Source organism: Reinekea sp., from assembly GCF_046710285.1.
Lineage (GTDB): Bacteria > Pseudomonadota > Gammaproteobacteria > Pseudomonadales > Natronospirillaceae > Reinekea.
This window is the reverse complement of sequence record NZ_JBKEGY010000017.1, coordinates 1-19351: the sequence shown is the minus strand read 5'-3', so window position 1 is coordinate 19351 and position 19351 is coordinate 1. Positions and strand designations below refer to the sequence as shown.

General features: G+C 44.1%; 15 protein-coding genes. 3 read left to right on the top strand and 12 right to left on the bottom strand.

Annotation, left to right across the window (positions count from 1 at the left end; all coding sequences use genetic code 11):
• The 11 genes from ACI882_RS12400 to ACI882_RS12350 form a co-directional block, all read right to left on the bottom strand.
• Positions 1-1044, bottom strand: coding sequence for a FecCD family ABC transporter permease (locus ACI882_RS12400; RefSeq protein ID WP_411745177.1), 1044 nt, complete (start codon positions 1042-1044; stop codon positions 1-3).
• Positions 1041-1892, bottom strand: a complete 852-nt coding sequence (locus tag ACI882_RS12395; protein ID WP_411745176.1) for an ABC transporter ATP-binding protein — start codon at positions 1890-1892, stop codon at positions 1041-1043. Before ACI882_RS12395 ends, ACI882_RS12400 begins: the two co-directional genes overlap by 4 nt.
• Positions 1893-2356: 464 nt before the next feature.
• Positions 2357-2626 carry a hypothetical protein gene (locus ACI882_RS12390; RefSeq protein ID WP_411745175.1) on the bottom strand — a complete coding sequence of 90 codons (270 nt, stop codon included), beginning with the start codon at positions 2624-2626 and terminating at the stop codon, positions 2357-2359.
• 225 nt (positions 2627-2851) lie between these two features.
• Entirely contained in the window at positions 2852-3445 is a 594-nt protein-coding gene (locus ACI882_RS12385; protein ID WP_411745174.1) for a hypothetical protein, read from the bottom strand.
• A gap of 1152 nt (positions 3446-4597) precedes the next feature.
• The gene (locus tag ACI882_RS12380; protein WP_411745173.1) at positions 4598-5164 is read right to left on the bottom strand and encodes a hypothetical protein; all 567 of its coding nucleotides are present in this window, start codon (positions 5162-5164) and stop codon (positions 4598-4600) included.
• 457 nt (positions 5165-5621) lie between these two features.
• Complete coding sequence (locus ACI882_RS12375; RefSeq protein WP_411745172.1) at positions 5622-5930, bottom strand: hypothetical protein; 309 nt, start codon at positions 5928-5930, stop codon at positions 5622-5624.
• 133 nt (positions 5931-6063) lie between these two features.
• Complete coding sequence (locus ACI882_RS12370) at positions 6064-6807, bottom strand: sulfite exporter TauE/SafE family protein (protein ID WP_411745171.1); 744 nt, start codon at positions 6805-6807, stop codon at positions 6064-6066.
• Complete coding sequence (locus tag ACI882_RS12365; protein ID WP_411745170.1) at positions 6800-7672, bottom strand: SDR family NAD(P)-dependent oxidoreductase; 873 nt, start codon at positions 7670-7672, stop codon at positions 6800-6802. Before ACI882_RS12365 ends, ACI882_RS12370 begins: the two co-directional genes overlap by 8 nt.
• Positions 7673-7677: 5 nt before the next feature.
• Positions 7678-8598 carry an SDR family oxidoreductase gene (locus tag ACI882_RS12360; protein WP_411746852.1) on the bottom strand — a complete coding sequence of 307 codons (921 nt, stop codon included), beginning with the start codon at positions 8596-8598 and terminating at the stop codon, positions 7678-7680.
• Positions 8595-9527 (bottom strand): bile acid:sodium symporter family protein, encoded by a 933-nt coding sequence (locus ACI882_RS12355; RefSeq protein WP_411745985.1) that lies wholly within the window; start codon positions 9525-9527, stop codon positions 8595-8597. Before ACI882_RS12355 ends, ACI882_RS12360 begins: the two co-directional genes overlap by 4 nt.
• Positions 9524-10885 carry a flavin-containing monooxygenase gene (locus tag ACI882_RS12350; protein WP_411745984.1) on the bottom strand — a complete coding sequence of 454 codons (1362 nt, stop codon included), beginning with the start codon at positions 10883-10885 and terminating at the stop codon, positions 9524-9526. Before ACI882_RS12350 ends, ACI882_RS12355 begins: the two co-directional genes overlap by 4 nt.
• Before the next feature lie 139 nt (positions 10886-11024).
• Between ACI882_RS12350 and ACI882_RS12345 the strand changes: the two genes are divergently transcribed.
• Complete coding sequence (locus tag ACI882_RS12345) at positions 11025-12017, top strand: AraC family transcriptional regulator (protein ID WP_411745983.1); 993 nt, start codon at positions 11025-11027, stop codon at positions 12015-12017.
• Positions 12018-12072: 55 nt separating this feature from the next.
• Here the strand turns inward: ACI882_RS12345 and ACI882_RS12340 are convergent, their stop codons facing one another.
• Positions 12073-13428 (bottom strand): hypothetical protein, encoded by a 1356-nt coding sequence (locus tag ACI882_RS12340; RefSeq protein WP_411748507.1) that lies wholly within the window; start codon positions 13426-13428, stop codon positions 12073-12075.
• Between the two features lie 490 nt (positions 13429-13918).
• Between ACI882_RS12340 and gltB the strand changes: the two genes are divergently transcribed.
• On the top strand, positions 13919-18535 hold the full coding sequence (gene gltB / locus ACI882_RS12335) for a glutamate synthase large subunit (protein WP_411744874.1): 4617 nt from the start codon (positions 13919-13921) through the stop codon (positions 18533-18535).
• 11 nt (positions 18536-18546) lie between these two features.
• A partial coding sequence (locus ACI882_RS12330) for a glutamate synthase subunit beta (RefSeq protein ID WP_411748506.1) occupies positions 18547-19351 on the top strand: 805 nt, incomplete at its 3' end.

Sequence of the window (19351 nt, the reverse complement as noted above, 5' to 3'; positions counted from 1 at the left end):
TTAATTCGCCTTCTTTCTAACTAAATGAATAAACAAAGGAGCGCCTACCATGGCCGTCAAAATACCCGTGGCGATTTCTTGTGGGCGAAGCGCAATGCGGGCAATAATATCCACGCCGAGAAGGTAACTTGCGCCGACTAAAGCCGAATAGGGCACAATCCAGCGGTAGTCTGAACCGACAAATAATCTAACCGCATGTGGAATAACCAAGCCAACAAAACCTAAAGGGCCGGCGAGTGCAACGGTACTGGCCGTGAGCATGACAACGCAGATGAGCACCTGTACTTTTAACCAACCGGTTTGCACACCTAAACCACGTGCTACGTCATCGCCCATTGCTAAAACAGTGACCTTGCGTGACAGAGCTAAGGCCAACATAAGCGAAGCGATAATGATGGGGGCCGTTACCTTTAATACGTCAAGTCGACCGCCTGCCAAAGAACCCACTAACCAAACCCGCAGCTGCTCGAAAGATTCTTGATCCATTAAGTGTGCAATTGAAATCAGCGCTCCTAAGAAAGCGGTGATGGCTGCACCAGCGAGTGTTAAGGTCAGTGGCGTAGCTCCGCCGGGCACCCATTGCGCAATGAGCCAAACAATTAACGCAGTGATCAATGCACCTATTGCAGCAACCCAAGGTAATAACAATGGGCTAACCAAGCCAAAAATACCGATGGCCATGACCACCGCAAAGGAGGCGCCTGTCATTAAACCTAAAATGGAAGGGTCGGCTAAAGGGTTACGCGTCACCCCTTGCATTAATGCGCCCGAAACGCCCAACGCTGCACCAACCAGCACGGCAATGATTGCGCGCGGTAAACGTAGGTCACGTACGATCATGTGATCAAATAGAGTGTTATCGTAATGCATGAGTGCATCAACAACGGTACTGAGTGGAAGTGATTTCGCGCCCACCGCAATGTGCCAACCAAAAGCCAGGGCGAGAACGGCAATAACAATGGGTATTGCAGCACTGAGTCTTAGCCATGCACTATTTGACGGTACCGACGTGTTTTTAGGCGCAAGGTTAGTTTGAGTGCTCATGCGATGCTGACACCCACCTCAACGTCTTGGTTAACAACTGACATTAACGCAGGTACGCAAATGAGTCGGTGGGAATGTGGATCTCGAATAACATGAGCATCAAGATCGAACACCGCTTTTAAATTTGCACTGGAGAATATGTCATCAGGTGAGCCTTTTTGCACAATGGCTCCGTCGCGCATCATGACAAGGTGATCGGCATAGGCCGCTGCGAGATTTAACTCATGCAGGACCACTACCAGCGTTCTATCGGTTTGATGTGCCAGCCGAACCAAAAGATTCATAAGGTCGACTTGCACCTTTAAATCTAAAAAGGTTGTCGGCTCATCAAGCAGAATAAGATCGGTTTCCTGGGCTAAGACCATAGCAATCCAGCAACGTTGGCGCTGGCCTCCAGATAAGTCATCAACGGGACGATCAGCAAACTCGGTAACATTCGCGACAGCCATAGCATCGTTAATCGCTCGTTCGTCTTCGCCCGACCATTGCCTAAAAATGTTTTGATGCGGAAAGCGACCCTGCGCAACTAATTCTCGAACCGTTAAGCCTTCAGGTGCGATTGGCCCTTGCGGTAATAAGCCTAGTTTTTGGGCGACTTCGCGAGTTTTGCTATGATGAATATCTTGACCATCTAACAATACTTGGCCTTGGCGAGGTGTAAGAATACGAGCTAATGCTTTGAGCAGTGTCGATTTTCCACTGCCATTGGGGCCAACCAAAACGGTAACTTGCCCATCGGGGACTTGGAAATCAACATCGTTTAGGATGGCGGCTTCGTTATAGCCCACAGTTAAGTGTTGCGCCGTTAACCGTTTAGAGGGGCTTTGGGTGTCATATGCCTTGCTCATGCTGCATCACTCAAAACTAAATTTGATGCGAATAGTAATGACAATGATTATCATTTGCAAGCAAGATGGAGATCTAATTTGGGTTTAAGGGGTAGGTTGTAATCTTTCAATGGATTAATAAGCAAAAGCCGTAGTGACGAGTTGTTGGGTGTATTCGTGCTGTGGGTTGCTGAAAAATATAGCTTCATTATTTGCAGCGGAATTCACTTAGTAATTTTTGTTAGGCTATTTGATAATAGTTACCTTGGTTATGACCGAGAACGAAACCCAGATCATAAAACCGACGAAGAGAAATATCTTGGCTGCTCCAGTTATGGGTATTGTTAATAAAATGAGTAGCGCCAATGGCATGGCTGAACGCGCTTAAGTATTTAAAGTCAGGAGTTTGATTGTTGTGAGTTAGTAAGACAACGCAGGCCCTTTTATAGCGACATAGGCCTTTCTATCTACATCCGAAAATGAGGCTAAATTTTATTCAGATTGGTTACCTTAACCGATGACGCCTTGGTCTCAATGTTCACTTTGATTGTCGCAATCAGTGTTTTACTAAAGACGTCTGTCGCAAAAAGCTTATAGGTCAGGGACTTCTTATTCTTCTTGGTTTCAAGAACTAATTCATCTCGATTAACACCGGACAAATCATAACCCTTTAATGCTTCACGCGTTGCGACTTTAGAAACTTCATAGCATTCAGAGTAGAGTTCACCGCTAATTTCTTGTGGATCTTCTTTCATTTTATGTCCTTAATTTGGTGTAGATCACTTGGCCAGCAGAGTACGTTTTTTTTGAAATATATCATTGTTTTGGTCTAGTGCCGAATTGGACACAGGTGCTTAACCCACTCCAGTTTCTTTCGGACTCATTAATTCGGGTTTCTAAGTGGATGGAGTGATCCTTTATTATTACAACTATGCGAAATAGTATTAGTTTCAACGAGATATTCAATGCAACGAACCTATTTACTTAGCTAAGTCATATTGAAGAATGTCCGCGCAATTAATATTCACATAAAGTTTTTTATAATCTTCAGCAGTAGCAATCCCGATTGCTGGCTGCTTATTTTTATTCTCTACTTGACCCTTGGCTGCCAACGTTAAAAAAGACAGTGTTGCATTTAAGCTAGCTTCAGTTTGCATTAGATTTTGGTAGACCATTTCTTTTAACTCTTGATCAGTCAAATAGGAATGTGAGTTCCTGAGAATGGATAAACCATCGTCAATAACAGCCCTTAAAACGGCGTTATGCTTCTCTACTAATTCTTTATTATCGACGAAGTCTTGATAACTTTGGTCTCGAATCGACATGCTCTTCATAAGAGCTATCGCACAGGTAGCTTTCTGCCCAAACCCCATATTGCTTAGGAATCCTGCTGGTAAAGCGTATGTCTGGTATTGCTCCCATTCACTTTGAACTCTGATCGGCCTCGACCATTTACCCTGTTCAACAGTTGAATTTTGGCTCGAGTTTTGTATTGCTTCTTTTGGTGATTCGTCAGCATAAGCGACTGCACTTGATAGTATTGAAATTAGTAGGGTGACAGCAAAAGGTTTCATTTTTATCTCTATTTAATAGTGTTTGCTTGAGCGGTGGCGATATATTGTAGCTGGCGGCTATTTCTTCTACAAGCGCACCTGAGGCCAGTTGCCCCCTAAGTGTTGCGTCTCCTACGTCAATTTCGTGGTATTTATTGAGAACGTCGCTTACTGCATCCCATTCTGCATCCGTGAGTTCTTCAGCACTTTGTGCGGCGATTTGCTCATAAGTCTCGCCCGTTTGCAGATCGACGATGGCATTGTTTTGTTCGTTAACAACACTCGAACAATTGCCTGTGGATGCGCCTGCATAGGCGCATTGTTCGAGAATGAAGGCGACATTGGCGTCGCTTTTTTTCTTTATATTTTTTATCTACTTGAACCCGGCAGTCGTCTGTTTGACACTTGGCAAATTCAAGTGCTAAGGCTCCATTTGGTCTGCTACTAAGAGCGGATCCCCTTTTGATTTGTCTAGGTTTGCAAACTGGGCATTGTTGGCCAAGACCGCATCGGTAATTTGGTTGAGTATGGTCTCTTTCTGCTCAGGTGTTAAATCTGATTTTTGTAACGACTCCGCTAATTCAACGTACTTGCAATCACTTCAAGGTACCCGACACGCTAGTCCCCGTTTCCGTGCTGTATAAATCAAGGTTGGTGTTTTCAGCATCGCGGTTTAAATCGCTAGTACTGTCGGTTTCATTGGTGGCATTTGATAGGTCAGAAACTGAACCACTACCAAGGGAGCCGAGGGTAGCGCTTTGATCGTTTGCAGTGCTTATGACGAACTTTACGCCTGTGGTGCCGACATTGTCTTGTGCACTGCCGCTTAGGTTTTCGCTGGTGGCTATGTTTAAGTAGCAAACTTAGGCATAAGTCCTTATGCAAGCTTCAACAGCCAACTGTTTTTTGTTCAGCTGGGGAATTCGGGTCATTTAGCGTTAGGGAACTAACGCCATTGCCTTGTAGCGCTGCCCCAAGTGAAGCTTAAAGAAGTGACAAAACCTATTTGTAGGGATTGGGCGATGAAGCGGCAGGTATTTTGCTCAGAAGAGGCATTAAGGTGATCGATGTTGACACGCAAGCTTCCATTTGTCACAAAGTTGTTAGCGCTGTTGCTTTGGTCGTTATCAGCTCCAGATTCAACCCTTATGTCATAGTCGCTCACCTTGCTATTTATTTAGTGCGATAAAGACCCAAAACTACCGAATTACCCTTTGATGTTTGTCTAAATACAACCTTAACCCCAATGTCATCATAATAAATTGATGTGTGTTTCATCTCTAACTCTGGCAAGTCTAAAGTTACTTCCCGTCTACTTTCATTACCAAAGAATTTTGTTATAAAGGATCGATTATTAACGGCATCTAAAGTAAGAGATCGTTCAAAGTTATAATTTAACTTTCCTTTATATTCTGGAAAAATTGAAATATTAATCATCTCTTCTCGGGTATTTTCCCAAAGCAAAGAAATGGCCGCAATGTTCTTACTCCCTTCGTCAATGTCACTATAAATGTGATACAAATTCTTGTTGTACTTGTCTTTGACTAGCCTCATTGAGTCATTTTTTTTAACTAGTTTCTTTACTTGCTTTAGAGTTAGATCGAGACTAATTCCATTCAAGACATAGCTTTTAGAATTGCTACCGATCAGAGTATCAGGGTTGTCCGAAGCTAGGTTGAAACCATAAGTGGAAGCCGCCAAAAGAGTTAGAAAAATTGTTGCTAATGCTAATTTTGTCAATGTAATGTCCATTTTTAGTAGATTTTGGTTACGAAGAGTGAATCATCTCCCCGAAATAGTAAATTATAGTGCCATAGTTAAAATCATTGTCACTAGAAATATCACTATTGACTGTCCTTTATCATTAGGTCCACTTGAAACAACACGACTAAATGCTCCCCGTTTGGCCCTGTAATTAGTTCGGTGTAATTGTAAAGGTTTATCAGTAATCAACTGCGTCTGGGTTGGCGGCCACACTTTCTCTAAAGTCAGCGGTATTGCTTGCAGCAGTTCTTAGCTTGTGTTGCCGACATGGTTATTAGTGTTACCTGTATTTAAGGACCCGAAATCATTGTTACTGAAACTAAAACCGTAATTGCTTTCTGGGGAGTCTCCCACGAGGTGTGCATAGCCTTCATTCAGCCCGTCATCGCCTCGATCATTCAGGGTGCCTTGGGTAATTTGGGCATGCGTGACTTCACGGCCAAAGGTTTTGACGGTAGTCTTCTTTAATCTCTTTAAACTGTTCGTCGGCGGCCTCTAAGTTTTCATAGGCTTTAGCGACTTCCACCACTTGGTTCGTCACTGACACAGAAAGAGTAGCGGTGCCTTCCGTGTTTGATGTTGCGGAGTTAACGCTTTCATAACTTTCAGCAATGAGAACATCTTCACCAGCGGAAATGTTTACATCGCCACTATAGTTTTGATCTGCATCGGCGGATAGGTTGGAGCCAATTATTTCAGTATTGCCCGCCGCGTTCAGGCCTATATTATTATTTGCTGACAAGCTGCTCGACTCAACATTGGTTGATGTTGTATCGGCTTGGTCGCTGCTGAATTGAACTTAGCCCAAGTGCGTACCCATGGTAGGCTGCGGTTTTTTTAACTCAAGCTAGAGGTTGTGGATTGCGAAGGTCGAATCACGATACTTGTTTAATGATTAGCAAAATTGAAGTCAACACCAATAGAACGGCCACCATTAACTTAAATTTCTGCTCATCCACTTTGTGGTGCAACCAAGCCCCTAATCGCGCACCGATGAACACAATAGGTATTAATACCAAAATGGAGACCCAAGTTGATTTGGTCATGGTATCGGTTGCTATAAACCAGATGGCCATTAGGGTGTTTAAGCTTGCCCAAACGGTTATCAATGTGGTCCTAAATTGGCTCTTACTTAAACGACTACCGCTCAAGCTATAAACCAGCAAAGGACCACCTGAGGCATACAGACCATGTGTAATACCGGCTAAAAAAATCAAGCTTTTAGTTTGCCAGGGTCGATTCGGCTTAGGAGAGGTAGACGTTTTTAATAGCATAAGCAATGAACGAGAAGAGAACCACAGTACCAACAAAGCAAAGCCAATAGGCAACCAACGGCCATCAACATAGGGTGCCAGCAACAAAGCAGTAATGGCACCCGCACTCATCAAGGGTAAAATAGATTTAAGCAAAATAGGCCAATCTATCTGATCGCGATATTTAATGACCATCGGGATTGTCATTGTGATATTCAACACCACCAAAATTGGGACTACTTGCTCAATGGGTAAAAATAAGGCTGCTATTGAAAGGGCAATAACAATACTTCCAAAGCCGGTCGCTGCTTCAATGGTCCATGCTAGAGCGATGGCAAGGGCTAGCCAATAGATCGACTCAATCATGCTTTGCTCCATTCATTAAAGTTATCTGTGCTCTACCATTTGATAATTCATCCGAAAATTTATTTTTCATTAGCTTCATAAAAAAGCTTGGACTAAGCCGATAAAGCATTGCCGATGCTGCGGTAAACTTATCTGGGAATAACCTAGGTTTTTGTAAGGTGAACGCTATAATAATTAGGTCCGCCATCGATTCTGCACTGGTAATATGACCGACGGACGTTCGTTGGTGTTGCGCTTGTTTGCCATCATGGCCAAGTGCATTCTTTTCAATGTCTGTCGCTAGAAAGCTCGGGTAGACCATTAAAATATGCGGGTCGGTTGACAGCTGTTCGGCTCGGTATGTTTCAAAAAACTGGCTCAATGCAGATTTTGCAGCACAATATCCTGCCCGACCTACGACGGGCATCCACCCGGCCATAGAACCAATATTGATAACACCCGATTGTTGTCCTGGTTGTTTTTCGCAGATCAATGGCTTTAATGCCAGCGTTAGTTCAACGGGCACTCGGTAATCTAGATCCATTACGCGCTTGAACACTTCAGTGTCAGTAATGTCTATCAGAGATCGGTGGGTAATACCGGCGTTGTTTATGAGTAAGTTTATGGTTCCGAAGGTATTTGCTACGGCTGATTTTACTTTAAAGATTGCATCGGGCTCTAATAGGTCAACGGCAAGAATATGAATATTTGCTCTGCTCTGCTCGCATTCTTCTAACCGAGAGTGCAACAACTGCTCATCCCTATCAATCAGCAAGACCTGCCAGCTATCTTGAAGCAACCGCTGAACCAAAGCCCAGCCTAACCCCGCTGCTGCGCCCGTCACGACGGCTACATGGTTATCTGTATTTTTATTTACGCTTGGCATTGGTTTCACTTTAGGTTATCGACAAACAAGTCAAACACTTCTTCGCTGGTTTTCTCAGGCAGGTAACCAAACTCATTAATCAGAGCGGAGTTATCAAGCACAGGGCGATAGCGTAGAAAATCAATTTGTTCAGGACCGTACTGTGTCGCCCCAACTTTGTGACCGAAAAACAAAGCTGTTTTTATCAGCCAAGCAGGAAGCATTAATAGTGGTTTATTTAATTTTTTAGCAATAGCTCCAATGGTTAAGGCACCGGTACCTGCTAAATTAAATTTACCGACTTTTGTTTCCATGACACCTTTGGTGACAATAGCGGCGACGTCTTGATCCCAAATAAACACAAAGGGTGAGTCTGAGCCCTGAATCGCCATGATGCGTTTTTTCATAAATAAATTGGTGATTAGGTTGCGTGTTTTTGCTCCCAGTACTGTGCCGGGGCGAAGTATCAGTTGTTTTAATTCTGGGTGCTTGTTGCCGTACTCCGCCAGCATCTCTTCTACTTTGCGCTTATTCCAAGAGTATGGAAATTCATAGTTGCCGCGAATCGTATCACTCTCAGTTAACCACTCTGGGTTATCTTTGTAATACCCGTAGGCAGCGCCACTGCTAGTAACAGTTATGTGTTTAACGTTAGCTGCAATGCAAGCATCTAAAACATTTTGTGTGCCACCGACATCTATTTCAAAGTCGCGTTGTCTATCACCTGTTGTCTGCAATAGCGAAGCTAAGTGGACAACATGGCTAATTTGGTTTTCTTTCAGCCAGGTACTTAGTTCAGGGTTTAAAATGTCCATTTTAAAAATAGGGAATGGACTGTCTTCACGCACATGAATGTCGAGCCCTATCGTTTTGATATTTTGTTTCGTAAGTTGAGCACCCGCTAGTTGACCAATGTAGCCAGAAGCGCCTGTTATTAGTACTTTCATAGTGTTTTTTCCTTCGCAGAAGGAAAATCTCGGTGAGAGGTTTTGGACCAATAAAAAGATAAGGCTAAGCCACTTATCAAGTGCCAAACGCCCCAGAAGGCGGTAATGACTAGCATGCCGCCATATTCTGGAAAGAAGGTAAATAAAATAGATAAACCCATTGCCGAGTTTTGAATGCCGACTTCTAAGGTAACGGCTTTACGGTCAGGTCGGTTTAACCTAACAAGCCGTGCAGCACCGCCGCCTATCAACAAAGCCAATGCATTGTGCAACATGACTAAACCGGCAAAGCTCGCCATATAGGTTAAGAAAACCTCCATATTGCTGCCAAAAGCAATGGCAGAGAAAGCCAGTAATACGACTAATGATAATATTCTAAACGGCCGTTCACTTTTGGTCTTGAAGTTAGGGAACTTACTGCCAACAAGCATACCTAAAATTAGCGGTACGCCTAATACTAAAAAGGTCAATAAAAACACACTCATTGGTGAAATGGCTATTTCCGTTATCAAGTCAGAAGTATGTGGGTTGAGGTTTCCATAAAAGAAAAAGTTAAAAGGCGTCATAACGGTAGCAGCTAAACTGGATACCGCGGTCATAGAAACCGAAACCGCAACATTTCCTTTTGCCAAGTAGGTCATTAAATTTGAAAATGTTCCCCCTGGGCAAGAAGCTACTAAAATCATCCCCAAGGCAAGTTGCGGATGAATATCCCACCACCAAACTAGCAGTGTAGTCAGTGCAGGCAGTAAAATAAATTGAGCGACCAAACCAACAATAGGTGCAATAGGGTTCTTTGCTATGCGCACAAAGTCATTGGTGGTGAGTGACAAAGAAACACCAAACATCATTAATGCAAGTATACCGTTTAACGCAATTAGGCTGGCGGGGTTAAAGGCGATTTGTACATTCTCTATTGAATCAATCATACCTTGGCTACTTCCACATTATTTAATTGAATGTCGTCTACTTCTAGCAGCTTTTGATACTTACTTAACTGCGCTAAATAGGTTTCTTTATGTACATAGTAGGCCATTCTGTCGAGTTGTAGATACCGTAGGCCGCCTGAGAAGCGTTCTTGGTAATGCTCTTTGATTTCCTGATCAAAGGTGTCGGCAATTTTGTTCTGTGCTTTTTTATGAAAAAGGTATTGGGCGACTAACTTAGCTTGCTCATCCCGACCTTGCCAGCCAAGGCCTGCAGCTTCGACCATGCCCATCACGAAGATATTTGATTCAACAGGGCTAAAGGCATTTAAAAACAATGACGGTGCAGCGCCTTGCCAATTAATATAGGCTGGGTCTATAAAGGGATAATGCAAATCATAGCCGGTGGCTTCCACAATGAGATCAAACTCAGCTTCGTTGCCATCTTTGAACGTTACGGTGTTGCCACTCACAGTTTTAATATCGCCGACTGGGGCAATATCACCATGCCCAATGTGATGCAAAAAGATTGAGTTCACAACAGGGTGGCTTTCATACAGCTTGTAATCTGGGTTAGGCAGCCCGTAATCCGATGGTTTACCAATTAAGGCTTTGATGATTAAGCCATCGACTATTTGTTTTAACTTCATCGGTAACTTAACAGCGCCACCGAGCGTATCAATCGCCCGCCCCAAAACAAACTTAGGTAAAAAGTAATAACCTCTGCGCACTGACATCGCAACCGATTTAGCTCGATGCACAGCGTCAACAGCAATGTCACAACCGCTGTTGCCGCACCCAACAATCAGCACGCGTTTGTCTGCAAAAATATCAGCCGATTTGTAATGAGCACTGTGAATGCGTTCGCCCGCAAATTCACCGGGTGATTCAATGCGTCTTGGCTGGTGTAAGGTACCATTGGCAATAAGTACACCTGCGCAATCAAAACTTTGAATGCTATTCGCATCATTGGCGTCACAGGTTTTAATTATCCAATGATCGTCAGCTTGTTTGGTTATTTCCAATACCTTGGTGTTAAAGCGGTAGTTTGCCTTTAGGTTAAAATGATCGGCATAATCATTAAAATAGGCTTTTAAGTGGTGGTGGCTTGGGTAAGTTGGCACATCTTCAGCCATTGGGAAGTCTGCAAACTCTGTTTTACGCTTTGATGAGATCAAATGAGCCGATTTATACATGGTGCTGTGAGGGTTCTCTATGTCCCAGAGCCCGCCTACGCCTTTATTGAGCTCAAAGCCAATCCAAGGCAAGCCTAGTTGTGACAGTTGTTTTGCAGTACATAAGCCCATTGGCCCCGCACCAATAACGGCATAGGGTCGTTCTATTGAGTGTTGTATTGACATACTCTCTCCTAAACATCATGGGCACGGCGTGGTGCTCATAATAGAAATGATTATTGTTATTCTTGTGTCCAGCCACTATACCTATACTATCCTATTACTAATTGGTTATTTGAGACCATGATTGGTTATTAAGAGACAGATGATTCGACAAGAGAGTAATGGCAATAAGCCAACCATCACACAACACTTCACCCGCGCGGTCATACGAGCAATGGAAGTGCAGGGCATTGCCATACCCAACGCAGTGCTTGAAAGGGTAAGTCACTACCAAGGTGAAGACCGCATTCCTATGGCTGTTCAAGACGAAATCTGGACATCACTGGTGGCCGAAAACACTAAGCCCGGCTTTGGACTAGAGATTGGCCTGACTATCCAGCCAGGTAGCTTAGATTTGATCGGTTTTTTGTTATTAAGCTGCGATACCCTAGAAGATGCTCTAGATGCATTGATTACATACAACCCCCTAGTCAGTGAGGGCGGTGAGTTTTTATCGACAGAAACGCCTAAGGGTGTGCAACTTATTTACTCGCCATTTTATAAGGCTGTTAGGGAGGAGCGAGTTGAAACGGTTCTTTCAGCTCTGGTTACTCTCAGTCGATATTTAACCGGTGGTCATGCGCACCCGATAGCGGTTAATGTTGCACACCCAGTCATAGGTGACGCCTTGCGTTACCAGCAATTAGGTTGCCCGGTTTATTTTGACCAAGCAGTAGATTCCATCGTGTTTAGCCGCGAACATCTTGAAACACCCTTGATGCAAGCTAACACGTTGGTTAATCAACAAATGCGACAGTTAGCCGATGATAAATTGAAACAATTTAAATTAGACGAAGTCTCCAAAAAAGTCTCGATGATATTGAATAAGCACCCTGATTGGTCAAAGGACCAGGTGGCCGATGCTATGCACGTTAGCGGTCGGCATTTAAACCGGCTTTTATCGCATGAAGGTTGTACTTATCGCAGTGTTGCTGACGACGTGCGCAGTATTATTGCAAAGAGTATGTTCTTAACAGATTCGCCCTTGTACGCCATCGCTATTACTTTAGGGTTTAGCGACGAAAGTGCATTCTCTAAAGCCTTCAAACGCTGGACAGGGCTCTCGCCGACGCAGTTTAAAGCCCAGCAGCAGTAGCCTTCAGTTTGGTTAAAACTATTTAAATTAAGCCTTTAAATTTTAAACAGTTATTTTAATCTCCTCTTCTAGGTCTTGAACCTCGAGGTCTACTTGGTGCTTCAAAATATTCAAACTCATCTTCTGATAACTCCTCGCCGATCGTGTAGGTGTAAAGACTGTCTTCATCGAATTCCCAGCCTATTTTTAGCTCACCAATGTGTCTGTTGCGTTCGTCGTCGATGATCATAACGTCATAAATCGAGTCATCATCTAACAGAGGAACAGCCCAGTTCAGCGAACTATGAGCCCCCAATGTTTGCTCGGTGCCCATGAAATCAATACCCCAGCTTTCTGAATCGCTAGGCGATATGAAGACATACAGCATTTCATTGACGGTCGGGTTTTCAATCTTGATTTCAGCAAATGTCATATCATTTTTATCTTCTTCAAGCATGCTGGCGTCGAGAATAACATTCGCTTCTTCGCCATCGCTAATCAGCTTATCGAGAAGAACGAAGGCATTACCATCTCCATCAACGGCCATAATATCAAAGTGATTTGCGTAGTCTGAATACAGTAAGTCGAAGCTCAATGTTTCTTCGTCTGCGAAGGTGATTTCTGAACCGAGGGCATCAAGGCCCCACACGCCACTGTCTCCAGGAGAGACGAAAACATGAACAATTTCTGTTCCAGTGTTATTAACAATACTGATGTTATTTAATTCACTGGTATCAAAGTATGAGTCGTCGTAGTCATCGCTATCATCATAGTAATCACTATCGATGTATATCGCGTGAGTGTAAACGCTGTCGTTATCTAATTCGTCATAGTCTATGTCAAATGATTCAGTGTATTCATTATCATCTTCATAAATAGCCATAATGTCATAAGTGACAATGCCTTCTACTATAGGGGCAAGAAAATTCAGCGTTTCATAGGCACCTAAATTTTGCTCGACACCGAGGAAATCAATCCCCCACATTGCTGAGTCATTGGATGAAATGAAGACATATTGCATCTCGTTGTCGGTGGTGTTCTCGATGTTAACTTGAGTAAATGAAAGTTCGTCCATATCTTCATCAAGCATACTTGCGTCGAGAGTGATATTGGCTTCTTCGCCATCTTTAATCAATAAATCGAAAAGGACAAAGGCATTACCTTCTCCATCAATGGCCATAATATCGAAGTAATTTTCATCGTCCGGGTAGAGTATGTTGAAGCTCAGAACATCGCCATCTTTGAACGTGCCTTCAGAAATAAGCGCATCAAGGCCCCACCATTCACTGTCTCCAGGGGAGATAAATACATACCAAAGCTCAGAGTCTGTGTTGTTAACAAGATTGACTCTATTTAGTTGGTCGGCTTCGAAGGCCGACAACGTCGTTGTCATTAAGCCAACTATTATTGTGAGCAGTACTTTTTTAAACATGGAATTCTCTCATTGAGGGGTTATGTATTTTGTGATGTTTTGAAAGTCATACGACTGTAAATAGAGTTCATTTTTCTAGTCAGGGGCGAATTTAACCGCTTTTATGGGTATCTGCAAATATGGCAATATTGTTTAGCAAAATTATCACTTAAAGAATGCCAAGCAAATTACTGAATTGTTACTTGGGGCTTACACCTTTAACTGGCATTTTCAAAAAACAAAAAGCGCCCATTTTTAGTGGGTGTTAGGGCAGTAGCGGGTTGTTGCTGACTTGACGGTTATGTTTTTTTTCGCCCACTTACGTAAAAAATAGCTCACTTTTTAGTGATATGAGTCGGGTAAACCCCAAATAGAACGTTGCCACGAGCTTATGAATCCTTAATATCTCAGTTTCGAGAAATAACGTTGTCTTTTCATAAATGCGACGCATCTCCCAGACCAGACATCCAGTTTTTATATGGATAGGTAAGAATCAGATTGGAAGAAAAACATGAAAAATCAGTATAAGGGTTTATATCGCCCTGAATTTGAAAGTGATGCCTGTGGTATCGGATTTGTGGCTAATCTAAAAGGTCGTAAATCGCATGATGTCATTCAGAATGCATTGACCATGTTGACCACCATGGAGCATCGCGGTGGTACCGGGGTCGATGTAAACAGTGGTGATGGCGCGGGAGTATTGATACAAATTCCTCATGAAATTCTATCTGACGATATGGCCAAACAAGACATCATGCTGCCTGCTTACGGTGAGTACGGTGTCGGTATGTTTTTCTTCCCTGCCGATGATGCTAAGCGAGAGGAATGTCGCGCTATATTAGAACGTAACATCAGTAAACTAGGCTTAACGCTGCTGGGCTATCGTGTGGTGCCGACAGATAACAGCATGATCGGCAAAGCTGCCGCTGCCCAAGAACCACAAATTGAACAAGTCTTTGTATCCAACACTAGCTGTAAAACACAGCAACAGTTTGAGCGTAAACTCTACGTTCTACGTAACTACACTACCCATATTATTTATGAAACGGTCACTGAAATTGGAGAAGATTTTTATGTGGCGTCCATGTCTTCACGCACCCTTGTATATAAAGGTCAGTTAACCACCGCGCAAGTTCGTGAATATTATTTAGATTTGCAAGATGAGCGCACCGTTTCAGCACTGGCTATGTTTCATAGTCGTTTTGCAACCAATACCTTCCCGCATTGGCGTCGAGCGCAGCCGTTTCGTTACTTATCACACAACGGCGAAATTAATACGGTGAAAGGCAACATTAACTGGTTAGCAGCACGGCAGTCATTGTTTGAATCAATTAACTTCACCAGTGAAGAAATGGATATGTTGTTACCGGTTTATGACCGCGACATGTCTGACTCAGCCAATCTCGATATGATGGTTGAGCTACTGGTCCTGTCAGGTCGGCCATTAGCGCAAGCGATGATGATGGTGGTGCCAGAAGCATGGCAAACACAAGATGATATGGATGCCGTTAAACGCGCCTTTTATGAATATTATGCCTGCATTATGGAACCTTGGGATGGCCCAGCGTCTATTTCCTTTACCGATGGCAATATGATCGGTGCTACCTTAGACCGTAATGGCTTACGCCCATCGCGTTATTTAGTCACCGACGATGGCATGGTGGTGATGGGTTCTGAAACAGGCGCGCTCATTGTTGATCAAGCGAAGGTGGTTGAAAAAGGCCGTTTACAGCCAGGTAAAATATTTATCTGTGATTTGAAACAAGGTCGAATTCTTTCTGATGAAGAAGTGAAATACGATATCTGCTCAAGTCAGAATTATATGGAATGGGTTAATCAAGAGAAAATAGTCTTAGATGAATTGCCAACGCCTGAGGTAAAAGTTGAGCACCCGTATCTGGATAATTTGAAAAAGCGTCAACGCGCGTTTGGATACAATACCGAAGATTTAAATTTAATTCTGGCCGATATGGTTGGCACCACAAAAGAACCTCTCGGTTCGATGGGTACCGACACACCTTTTGCTATATTATCTGATCGTTCACAGCATTTATCGCATTATTTTAAGCAGTTGTTTGCGCAAGTAACGAACCCACCTATTGATCCTATTCGTGAAGAAATGGTGATGTCTCTACGCACCTACATTGGCGGTGATTTAAACCTGTTAGAAGAGTCACCTAAACATTGTCATAAATTGGAAATTAAGCATCCCGTTCTTGATAACGAACAGTTAATGAAACTGCGTTACATTGATCATGCGCATTTCCAAACTAAGACAGTGCCAACAACGTTTAGAGCTACAGGTAAACCAGGAGAGCTAGAGCGAGCGGTTGAGCGAATTTGTCGCTATGCCGTAGACGCTGTTGAAAGTGGTTATCAAATTCTGTTACTCAGTGACCGCGACGTCGACTCCGATCATGCAGCTATTCCTTCTGTGCTTGCTACAGCAGCCGTACATCACCACTTAATTCGAATGGGTATGCGAGCCGATTGCGACATTGTGGGTGAGTTTGGCGATGTTCGCGAAACACACCATTTTGCAACGGTATTGGGGTATGGCGCTTCTGCGGTTAACCCTTACCTCGCGATAGAAACATTAATGGAGTTACGTAATGAAGGCGCTATTGATGAAAGCTTAACGAACGCCGAGGTATTTTATCGTTTCGCAAAAGCAGTGAACTCTGGCCTACTAAAAATATTTTCAAAGATGGGTATTTCAACCCTACAGTCGTATCAAGGTGCGCAAATATTTGAAGCTTTAGGAATTGCGCAAGACGTCGTCGATAAATACTTTACCGGAACGGTGACGCGTATAGGTGGTATTGGTTTAGACGAAATTGCCACGGAAGCATTAAAGAAACATCAAGAGGGTTATCCGTTAGAAGATCGTATTTTCATGGAGCCTGCGATGCAATCGAGTGGTGAATACGCTTGGCGGCATGATGGAGAGCGCCATTTATTTAACCCGACGACGATTCGCTTGTTGCAGCACGCTACTGAGCAAAACAGCACCGAGCAGTTTAAAGAATATTGCCGAAATGTGGATGATCAGTCGAAAGAATTGTACACCCTACGAGGGTTATTGAAGTTTAAGTCTGATCGACCTTCGGTACCGCTCGAAGAGGTTGAGCCAGTGGAGGACATTTTCAAACGTTTCGCCACTGGGGCTATGTCATTTGGTTCAATTTCATGGGAAGCGCACACCACCTTAGCCATCGCTATGAATCGCATTGGTGGGAAGTCTAATTCTGGCGAAGGCGGCGAAGACCCGATTCGTTTCACGCCGCTAGAAAACGGCGACAATATGCTGTCTAAAATTAAACAGGTAGCTTCTGGTCGTTTTGGTGTGACCAGTCACTACTTAACCAACGCTGAAGAATTGCAAATTAAAATGGCGCAGGGCGCAAAGCCGGGTGAAGGCGGGCAGTTACCGGGTCATAAAGTGGATGGTTGGATTGGACGTACGCGTGGTTCAACACCCGGCGTGGGTTTAATTTCGCCACCACCGCATCACGATATTTATTCTATTGAAGATTTAGCGCAGCTCATCTTTGATTTAAAAAACGCCAACCGAGATGCACGAGTCAATGTGAAACTCGTCTCAGAAGCCGGTGTCGGTACCATCGCCTCTGGTGTCTGTAAAGCCTATGCCGATGTGGTGTTGATCGCCGGACACGACGGCGGTACGGGTGCATCACCGATCAGCTCAATTAAACACGCAGGCTTACCATGGGAATTGGGTTTATCTGAAACGCATCAAACCTTAGTGCAAAATGGGTTACGTTCGCGCATTACCGTTCAAGCCGATGGCCAAATGAAAACCCCACGCGATATTGCCATCGCTACCTTGTTAGGTGCTGAAGAGTGGGGCGTAGCCACCGCGGCATTAATTGTTGAAGGTTGCATCATGATGCGCAAGTGTCATTTGAATACCTGCCCTGCGGGTATTGCAACTCAAGATAAACGCTTACGTGATCGCTACCAAGGCAAAGTTGAAAATGTTGTTAACTTCTTCACCATGATGGCTGAAGGCTTACGTCAAATAATGGCCGAGCTCGGATTTAAATCGATCAATGAAATGGTCGGCCAATCGCAATGCCTAACGCCGCGTAGTGATGTTGATCATTGGAAATTCAAGACAGTAGACTTGGCCCCGGTTTTATTTAAAGCGGAACAGCTAAACGAAGAAGATACTCTGTATCAGTCTGTAGGTCAGAAGCATTTAATTGACGACATTATTGATCGCCAAATGATTAAAGACGCGGCCGATGCACTTGAACACGCCACGCCAGTTTCGCTTGCTTATGACATACGTAACGTGGATCGTTCTGTCGGTGCCATGATTTCAAATGAAATCTCCAAACGCTATCACGCTGAGGGCTTACCTGAAGATACGATTAACGTGAAGTTTCATGGCTCTGCCGGGCAAAGCTTTGCTGCCTTTACGGCAAAGGGCGTTAGTTTTGAATTAGAAGGCGATGCCAACGATTACTTCGGAAAGGGATTATCGGGCGGTAAGTTAGTGGTTTATCCAGATAAAAAAGCGCCTTTTAAGCCGAGTGAAAATATTCTCATTGGTAACGTCGCATTCTTTGGGGGAACCAGTGGTTCGGCCTTTATTCGTGGTCGAGCGGGTGAACGATTCTGTGTGCGAAATTCAGGTGTAACGGCGATTGTTGAAGGTGTTGGTGATCACGGTTGTGAATACATGACAGGCGGTTGTGCGGTTATCCTCGGACCCACGGGCCGGAACTTCGCCGCGGGAATGTCCGGTGGTGAGGCTTATGTACTCGACCCGGATAATATATTTGCCGGCAAGTGCAATATGGAAATGGTCGAAATAGAAACCGTTGAAACAGAAGATGCCGCAAAACTTAAAACTCTAGTGGCGGCACATTTGGCCGCAACGGGTTCCGATGTTGCCGAAACATTACTAGCCGATTGGCAAACCGCGCTGACGCAATTTGTGAAAGTGATGCCGGTGGATTACAAACGTATTCAGCAGTTCATGCAAACCGCACGTGAGTCAGGTAAATACCAAACCGAAGACGAAGTCTCGTCAGCGGCGTTCGATATGCACATCGAGCATTTAAAGGCACCTAAACCAACAGCGAAAGCGACAGCATAAGGGGAGAAACGATGGGAAATCCAACAGGTTTTATCGATGTTGCACGTCAGCTACCTGAAGATCGTGACGCAAAAGAGCGGTTAATTGATTGGCAAGAAGTGCATGAGCACATGTCTGAAGCAGACATTAAAGAACAAGCATCGCGTTGTATGGACTGCGGTGTGCCTTTTTGTATGTCAGGTAAATCACAATACGCGCCTGCGGTTGCAGGTTGCCCTGTGAATAACCTGATTCCAGAATGGAATGATTTAATTTACCGTGGTCGCTGGAAAGAAGCCTTGCTGCGTTTACACAAAACCAATAATTTTCCAGAGTTCACCGGCCGTGTATGTCCCGCGCCATGTGAAGGTTCCTGTGTGCTCGGCATTAACGCAGATCCCGTGACTATTAAGCACCATGAAGTTTCTATTATTGAACGTGGTTTTGCAGAAGGCTGGGTCGTTGCAAACCCACCGAAACAACGGACAGGACAAACCGTGGCCGTCATCGGTTCTGGTCCAGCAGGATTAGCCGCCGCTGCTCAGCTAAACAGTGCCGGTCATCTGGTTACCCTATACGAACGAGCAGACCGAATTGGCGGCTTGTTAATGTACGGTATTCCAAACATGAAATTGCAAAAAGAAGTCGTTGAGCGCCGTGTCCAAATTATGGCTGAAGAAGGCATCAACTTTGTCACCCATACGGAAGTCGGCAAAGACATTTCGATGCAGCGTTTAGCAGATGAATTCGATTCAGTGGTTATTGCAACAGGCGCTACCGTTCCGCGTGACTTACCTGTGCTGGGGCGTAATGCGAAAGGCGTGCATTTCGCCATGG

What these genes read in the sequence shown, in the direction of transcription:
- ACI882_RS12400 (WP_411745177.1), bottom strand. Translation starts at nt 1,044, where the DNA reads ATGAGCACTCAAACTAACCTTGCGCCTAAAAACACGTCGGTACCGTCA.
- ACI882_RS12395 (WP_411745176.1), bottom strand. Translation starts at nt 1,892, where the DNA reads ATGAGCAAGGCATATGACACCCAAAGCCCCTCTAAACGGTTAACGGCG.
- ACI882_RS12390 (WP_411745175.1), bottom strand. Translation starts at nt 2,626, where the DNA reads ATGAAAGAAGATCCACAAGAAATTAGCGGTGAACTCTACTCTGAATGC.
- ACI882_RS12385 (WP_411745174.1), bottom strand. Translation starts at nt 3,445, where the DNA reads ATGAAACCTTTTGCTGTCACCCTACTAATTTCAATACTATCAAGTGCA.
- ACI882_RS12370 (WP_411745171.1), bottom strand. Translation starts at nt 6,807, where the DNA reads ATGATTGAGTCGATCTATTGGCTAGCCCTTGCCATCGCTCTAGCATGG.
- ACI882_RS12365 (WP_411745170.1), bottom strand. Translation starts at nt 7,672, where the DNA reads ATGCCAAGCGTAAATAAAAATACAGATAACCATGTAGCCGTCGTGACG.
- ACI882_RS12360 (WP_411746852.1), bottom strand. Translation starts at nt 8,598, where the DNA reads ATGAAAGTACTAATAACAGGCGCTTCTGGCTACATTGGTCAACTAGCG.
- ACI882_RS12355 (WP_411745985.1), bottom strand. Translation starts at nt 9,527, where the DNA reads ATGATTGATTCAATAGAGAATGTACAAATCGCCTTTAACCCCGCCAGC.
- ACI882_RS12350 (WP_411745984.1), bottom strand. Translation starts at nt 10,885, where the DNA reads ATGTCAATACAACACTCAATAGAACGACCCTATGCCGTTATTGGTGCG.
- ACI882_RS12345 (WP_411745983.1), top strand. Translation starts at nt 11,025, where the DNA reads ATGATTCGACAAGAGAGTAATGGCAATAAGCCAACCATCACACAACAC.
- ACI882_RS12340 (WP_411748507.1), bottom strand. Translation starts at nt 13,428, where the DNA reads ATGTTTAAAAAAGTACTGCTCACAATAATAGTTGGCTTAATGACAACG.
- gltB (WP_411744874.1), top strand. Translation starts at nt 13,919, where the DNA reads ATGAAAAATCAGTATAAGGGTTTATATCGCCCTGAATTTGAAAGTGAT.